Below are 6,943 nucleotides of genomic sequence, written 5' to 3' on the forward strand. Positions count from 1 at the left end.
AAGATCAATGGGAGGTTCTGATGGAGCTTTTGATTGATCGAAAGCTTGTGAGGAAGCTGAGATCAATTGATTTTTCCAGTCAATAATTTGGTTTTGATGAACATCAAACTCAGAACTCAATTCAGCAAGTGTTTTTTCTGCTTTGATCGCAGCAAGTGCTACCTTAGCCTTAAAGTCGTTTGAATGATTTCTTCTTGGTCTACGTGCCATAAAATACTCCATATATTGATGTTTATAACATCATTTGAGGAGCAGAATATCACTTATAGGAGTTGTTCAAATTTACGGATCCATCTCTGGAATAACATCACATGGATAATTTAATTCTGCAAATTGTTGTCTTTGCGATTTTATTTGCCGTAGGTTTTGGTTTTGGACGACACAACGAACGCAAGCATTTCAAATATTTAGCCGAACAAGAACTGCGTTTAAGCTATATTCAAATTGATAATAACCGCTTCCAGACCAGTCCCAATTTTGGGCAATTGATACACAGTAATGTGGTCATTTCTCACGATTATTTTAAGTTTGTGATTGCCAATATTCAGAACTTCTTTGGCGGGCGTTTGACCAGTTATGAAAGTATTGTCGAGCGGGCGCGTCGTGAAGCCATCGTCCGTTTAAAATTAGAAGCTGAAAAAATGGGCGCTAATCATATTATGGGTTTGCGTTTAAGCACCACAGAATTGGGGATGCAAGGCGGCATGGTCGAAGTTTTTGCTTATGGAACGGCGGTTCAGAAATAATTTTATCCCTCTCCTTAGAAAGTGACACTTCTTATCTTACGGATGAGATGAAGTATCATGTACTTTTGTGAATGAGGAAGTCTAACAATCACAACTCCCCCCCCTGAGCAAGTTTTAAAATACTGGTTAAAACAAAGCGCAAGAGAGGGTTAGGCAGAAACACTTCTTTAATTTCGCATATGAATAAAGAAGTTACTTCACTTTCGTTTTACGAATCATTTTATATAAAACACTTGGCGATAAACGCGACACCCACACGCCCAATTTTTCTTTAGCGCCCCCGACCACAATATATTCATCGCCTGCCATGAGTGCTTTAACAGTGTCTTTAGCAAAAAAATCGGCATCTAAACCATTTTCAATGGCTTCATCTTGATGTCCTTGTGGTTTGCCTTCACCATTCAACGCATTAAAAGACACATTGGTATTTACAAAACCAGGGAATACAACTGAAACCTGTACGCCCTGCTCTGCTACTTCGGCACGCAAACTATTCGCCCACATGTGAATGGCACTTTTCGCTGCAGAATATGACGCGCGATATTGCGTGCCCAATAAGGCCGCAACACTAGACACAAAAATAATGCGGCCATGTTTTTGCTGCAAAAAGGTCGGCAATACAGTTTTGGTCAGAAAGACCTGAGAAAAATAGTCCACTTCCATAATGGTGCGTTCGGTTTGCATAGAGGTATCAGCAATTAAAGCGCGCTGACTTAAACCTGCATTATTGATTAGCCAGTCAATGCGTCCTTTACGTGCCAAAACTTGCTCATAGGCATGTAACACCTGACTTTCATTGGTAATGTCTGCACGTATAGAAAGATGACGTTCAGGATTCAGCAAACTCATGCGTACTTTTTCAAGTTCTTCATAACGACGTGCGGTTAAAATTACTTGGGCTCCTTGTAAAGCACAGGCTTTTGCCAATGCCTTACCAATGCCAGAAGATGCACCAGTAATCCACACCACTTTATGTTCCAAGTTTTCCCGTTTTGCCATACCCTTTGTCCGCGTTATTGAAAAATTTATGTCATCAACACTTAAGTCTTAGGCTTTTCAGGATGCTGTAAAAACCCAAGAAAATGGTTTAAATATATTTCTGCACTTTCTAAATCGAATTGCGCACCCATTTTTTCTAAGCGTTTATACCCCAGTTGCGTAGTCAAATGAATCACACCGTTTAAAGTTTTATCGACCACCAAATTAAATTTCAGCATTTTTTTCGGATCACGAATTAAATAACCTACGCCCTGATCAATAATTTGAGCAAACCCTTTAAATGCAGGCGCAATGCATGCACTGTTTCCCTGCCGAATTTGCTCAATGCAACCCAAAGTTTCTTTCATAACAATACTATCGACAGGATAAGTCACAAAAGCTTGCTCTTCCTGCTGATCCATCATGCTTGCCAGATAATTCACCATAGGCGTTAAACGTTGATTGCCAAAAAACGACACCGACCACGGCATATATTTTTGCATGGTTTGTATGACTTGCTGAATAATTTTTTCAGACTCACCATCTAGTGAATGGCTAGAACGTGACATTTCACCAAAAAGCTGCTCAATAATTTCACAAGAAATATCGGTCAGTACCACCCCCAAAGCTTTAGATAAACTTTCCGATTCACCTGCATTGAGTTGTTGATGAATGTGTTGAAATCTTTGATATGTGTCTGGTTTTAATTCTAAAGATACAGCATAAGTCATAACTGAACTTGCCTATTTTGACCGTATTGATGTGTTTTCATTTATTTCTAAAAGCCGTTGCTTAAACCTAGTTTAAAATAGTGTTGCAGGCAACGGAGAACATGCAGTTTTTATCATACTTGACGTCCATCATACGATGAGTTTGCCCAACTGCCAATTGCGATAAGTTTGGCTGAGTTGAATCTCGCTTAGCGGGCCATTTTTTTGCTACAATAGTTGCAATTTTTTATTCACTTTTAATCTGTTCTTACTATGACTGATTCAGCGCAAAATATTGCTACAACCTACGATCCTACCGAGATCGAGAAAAAATGGTACAAGACTTGGGAAGAAAACGGCTACTTTAAGCCGTCAGAAAAAGGCGAATCATTCTGTATCATGATTCCGCCGCCAAACGTCACAGGTAGCTTGCACATGGGTCATGGTTTTAACAACGCCATTATGGATGCCCTCACGCGCTTTAACCGTATGTCAGGCAAAAATACCTTATGGCAACCAGGTACAGACCATGCGGGTATTGCCACACAAATGGTGGTAGAGCGTCAATTGGGCGCGCAAAATATCAGCCGTCATGACTTAGGCCGTGAAAAATTCATCGAAAAAGTCTGGGAATGGAAAGAACAATCTGGTGGTAACATTACCCGTCAAATCCGTCGTTTAGGTTCTTCAGTCGATTGGTCACGTGAACGCTTCACCATGGATGAAGGCTTATCGAATGCGGTGAAAGAAGTTTTCGTGAAACTACACGAAGAAGGTTTAATTTACCGCGGTAAACGCCTCGTAAACTGGGATCCAAAATTACAAACTGCACTATCTGACCTAGAAGTTGAGTCTGATAAAGAAGAACAAGGTTCATTGTGGCACTTCAAATACTTCTTTGAAGATAAATCGCTTCGCACACACGATGGTAAAGATCATATTGTGGTGGCAACCACTCGTCCTGAAACATTGTTAGGTGATACAGCRGTTGCGGTTGCCCTTGATGATGAGCGTTATTCGCACCTTGTTGGTCAAAACATCATCCTGCCGATTACTGGTCGTGCGGTTCCAATCGTAAAAGATGAATATGTCGATAAAGAATTCGGTACAGGCTGTGTAAAAATCACCCCTGCCCACGACTTCAATGACTATGAAGTGGGCAAACGCTGCGAATTGCCAATCATCAACATCTTCAACAAAAATGCCGAAGTTCTGGCTGAGTTTGAATATATCGAAAAAGCCGGTGAACAGATTTCTAAAACCATCCCTGCACCTGCAGACTACATTGGTTTAGAGCGTTTTGAAGCACGTAAGAAACTGGTTGAGCAAGCGGAAGCTGAAGGCTGGTTAGATCAGATCCAACCGTACACGCTAAAACCACCTCGCGGTGACCGTTCGGGCGTGATTGTTGAGCCATTATTGACCGACCAATGGTATGTCAAAATTGCGCCGTTAGCGCAGCCTGCAATTGAAGCAGTGAAAGATGGTCGCATCAAGTTCGTGCCTGAACAATACAGCAATATGTATATGGCGTGGATGAACAACATTCAGGACTGGTGTATCTCGCGTCAATTGTGGTGGGGTCACCGTATCCCTGCTTGGTACGATGCTGAAGGTAACGTATTCGTTGGTCGTGACGAAGCAGAAGTTCGTGCGAAAAACAACATCCCCGCTGACGTTGAATTGAACCAAGACGAAGACGTACTCGATACATGGTTCTCATCAGGTCTGTGGACATTCTCAACTTTAGGCTGGACAGGCGATGCTGAAAAAGACAAAGCCAACTACTTCTTAAACACCTTCCATCCAACAGATGTATTGGTCACTGGTTTTGACATCATCTTTTTCTGGGTTGCCCGCATGATCATGCTGACCATGCACTTCATGAAAAATGAAGATGGTACGCCACAAGTGCCGTTCAAAACTGTGTATGTACATGGTTTGGTACGTGACAGTGAAGGGCAAAAAATGTCGAAGTCTAAGGGCAACGTGCTTGATCCATTAGACTTGATTGATGGTGTTGATCTTGAAACTTTAGTACAAAAACGTACGACAGGTTTGATGAACCCGAAACAAGCGGCAAAAATTGAAAAATCGACCCGCAAAGAATTCCCAGAAGGAATTCAGGCTTATGGCACAGACGCGGTTCGTTTTACCTTCTGTGCATTGGCAAACACAGGTCGAGACATCAAGTTCGATATGAAACGTGTGGAAGGTTACCGTAACTTTGCCAACAAAATTTGGAATGCAACTCGTTTTGTATTGATGAATGTTGAAGGTCAAAAGGTTGGTCAAGAAGCACGTCAAGACCTTCGGGAATTGCCTGAACAGTGGATTGTGAGCCGTTTACAAAAGGCAGAACAAGCTGTTCATCAAGCCTTTGCAACTTACCGTTTAGACTTGGCTGCGCAAGCGATTTATGACTTTATTTGGAATGAATACTGCGACTGGTATGTAGAGCTAACCAAACCTGTTCTGAATGATGAGTCTGTTTCTGAAGAACGTAAAGCCGAAGTTCGTCGTGTATTGCTTGCGGTGATGGAAGCTTCTTTACGTCTTGCGCACCCAATCATGCCGTACTTGACGGAAGAAATTTGGCAAACCCTTGCGCCAATGATTGGCTTGGGTGGCGAAACCATTATGTTGGCAAACTACCCTGTTGCAGATGAGGCCAAAATTAACGAACAAGCCGAAGCAGATATGCAATGGCTACAAGGTTTGATTAGTGCGGTGCGTAACATTCGTGGTGAGATGGGTCTAGGTAATGCACGCTTATTACCTGTGCTTTTACAGAACACGACTGAAGCAGAAAAAGCACAAATTTCTCGTATTGAGCCGTTGTTTAAAGCATTGGCGAAAGTTGAGAGTATTACCTTCTTGGCAGATGGTGAACAACCGCCATTGTCTTCTTCTTCTGTCGTGGGTCACGTATCTGTTTACGTTCCAATGAAGGGCTTAATTGACCCGAAAGCAGAATTGGGTCGTTTGCAAAAAGACTTAGACAAGGTTCAAAAGCAGCATGACCAAATTGCAAGTAAACTTAGCAATGAAGGTTTTGTGGCAAAAGCCCCTGCTGCTGTGGTTGAAGGTGAGAAAGCCAAACTTGCTGAGTTTGCTAATCAATTAGCGAAAATTAAAGCGAATATGGAGCAGATTGCGGCGCTTTAATGTGTTGTTAGTTTGATCTAAAATCCCCTCAATTGAGGGGATTTTTATTTAGTCATCTTCCCAATCAAACTCATCATCCCAATTGATATGAGAAGAATCATCTAAATAACGAGTAAAATTAAATTCATCCAAGTTTGCATAAAATTGAATTAGCTTGTTCACTTCTTGATTAACTATATTTTCTTGCTCTAATTTTAATTTAGGTAAATGTATATCATGGCGACCACTTTCAGCTGCGAAAATATTACCTTGATCATATATTGCTTCTGTCTTGTAATTACCTTTTGCTAAATCATAACCAAGATACTGAGCAAATTTTTGCCATTTCCATGCTTCAATCAAATTATTCTCTTTTAATTCTTTGATTTCATCAAAGCTATCACAGACGATTCGATCGAATATTTCTCTCAGGCATCCTTCATCACCACGTTTTGCTAATGCCAATTCTATATCTGATGGATAAGTTGAATAACTATAGTTCTCTATATCTTCATCAACGTCTACATAATCATCATTATCTCTAAATTGGTAAAGTTCTAGCTGAGCAGGAAAACTTCCTAAATCAGCAGCTATTTTCAAATACTTTACATAGTTCTCTTTATATTCATCATTCTGCTCTTTTTCTTGAATAAAATGATCTAAGTCTGGCTTCCAAGTTGGACTAATTTCTTGACCTTGCAAATATCGTAAGCATCCGGCTAACACAGCCTTACCAAGCGATCCTATAAGCCTTAATTTAGTTCCCACCTAAAAACAAGTGGGGACTTAATCCATGAACATGGATATATATTCAGCAACACCTCCTGTTGCTAAAAAACGCAGAACATACAGCAAAGAATTCAAACTCAGTATTATCAATGCCTGTAAAAATCCTAATACCTCGATCGCTTCGGTCGCACTGCAACATAGTATTAATGCCAACCTTGTCAGTCGTTGGATCAGGATCTTCAGCCATCATGAGGGTGCCGTGCAGGATCCTACTCATGTGAATCCAGCATTTATTGCTTTGCCTTACACTGCTGCAATCAGCCAACCTATTGATGAGAGGTGATCCTAGACAGTATCGTGGACAACCAGCCCCTCTAAACTTTTAATATATTTCTGTTCAAAGGCTTCTGGACTTAACCAGCCGTTTGCAGAATGTCTTCTGACTCGATTGTAATAAATTTCAATATAGTCAAACAAGACAGCATTCGCTTCTTTTCGAGTCGAAAACACACTGCCATGTACCACATGACCTTTTAATGTATGAAAGAAGCTTTCAGTCACTGCATTATCCCAACAGTTTCCACGTCTAGACATACTCTGAGTACAATCATTTTTCAGTAACAGCGCTCTAAA

General features: G+C 40.9%; 6 protein-coding genes and 2 pseudogenes. 3 read left to right on the forward strand and 5 right to left on the reverse strand.

Annotation, left to right across the window (positions count from 1 at the left end; genetic code table 11):
* Positions 1-222, reverse strand: a pseudogene (locus BJN41_RS12945) (IS3 family transposase); the annotation flags it as partial.
* Positions 223-311: 89 nt separating this feature from the next.
* Here BJN41_RS12945 and BJN41_RS12950 point away from each other — a divergent pair.
* Positions 312-746, forward strand: coding sequence for a YbjQ family protein (locus BJN41_RS12950; protein ID WP_070155687.1), 435 nt, complete (start codon positions 312-314; stop codon positions 744-746).
* Between the two features lie 192 nt (positions 747-938).
* Here BJN41_RS12950 and BJN41_RS12955 read toward each other — a convergent pair whose 3' ends face one another.
* Together BJN41_RS12955 and BJN41_RS12960 are read right to left on the reverse strand one after the other, a co-directional pair.
* Positions 939-1,745, reverse strand: a complete 807-nt coding sequence (locus BJN41_RS12955) for an SDR family NAD(P)-dependent oxidoreductase (RefSeq protein WP_070155689.1) — start codon at positions 1,743-1,745, stop codon at positions 939-941.
* 41 nt (positions 1,746-1,786) lie between these two features.
* On the reverse strand, positions 1,787-2,455 hold the full coding sequence (locus BJN41_RS12960; RefSeq protein WP_070155691.1) for a hypothetical protein: 669 nt from the start codon (positions 2,453-2,455) through the stop codon (positions 1,787-1,789).
* A gap of 252 nt (positions 2,456-2,707) precedes the next feature.
* On the opposite strand from BJN41_RS12960, the gene BJN41_RS12965 reads away from it, so the two are divergent.
* A complete protein-coding gene (locus BJN41_RS12965; RefSeq protein ID WP_070155693.1) occupies positions 2,708-5,602 on the forward strand; it encodes a valine--tRNA ligase in 2,895 nt (964 codons plus the stop codon).
* A 48-nt stretch (positions 5,603-5,650) separates the two neighbouring features.
* On the opposite strand, the gene BJN41_RS15730 is transcribed toward BJN41_RS12965, so the two are convergent.
* A complete protein-coding gene (locus BJN41_RS15730; RefSeq protein WP_070155695.1) occupies positions 5,651-6,349 on the reverse strand; it encodes a hypothetical protein in 699 nt (232 codons plus the stop codon).
* A gap of 25 nt (positions 6,350-6,374) precedes the next feature.
* On the opposite strand from BJN41_RS15730, the pseudogene BJN41_RS12975 reads away from it, so the two are divergent.
* Positions 6,375-6,650, forward strand: a pseudogene (locus BJN41_RS12975) (transposase); the annotation flags it as partial.
* Between the two features lie 5 nt (positions 6,651-6,655).
* Here BJN41_RS12975 and BJN41_RS12980 read toward each other — a convergent pair.
* Positions 6,656-6,943 (reverse strand): IS3 family transposase (locus BJN41_RS12980; RefSeq protein ID WP_141730349.1); only part of this gene is annotated, 288 nt, incomplete at its 5' end.

The sequence above is a fragment of the Acinetobacter towneri genome, assembly GCF_001758345.1.
In the GTDB taxonomy this organism is placed as follows: domain Bacteria; phylum Pseudomonadota; class Gammaproteobacteria; order Pseudomonadales; family Moraxellaceae; genus Acinetobacter; species Acinetobacter towneri_A.

Coding starts and splice junctions, on each gene's coding strand:
- BJN41_RS12960 (WP_070155691.1), bottom strand. CDS start 2,455: ATGACTTATGCTGTATCTTTAGAATTAAAACCAGACACATATCAAAGA.
- BJN41_RS12950 (WP_070155687.1), top strand. CDS start 312: ATGGATAATTTAATTCTGCAAATTGTTGTCTTTGCGATTTTATTTGCC.
- BJN41_RS12955 (WP_070155689.1), bottom strand. CDS start 1,745: ATGGCAAAACGGGAAAACTTGGAACATAAAGTGGTGTGGATTACTGGT.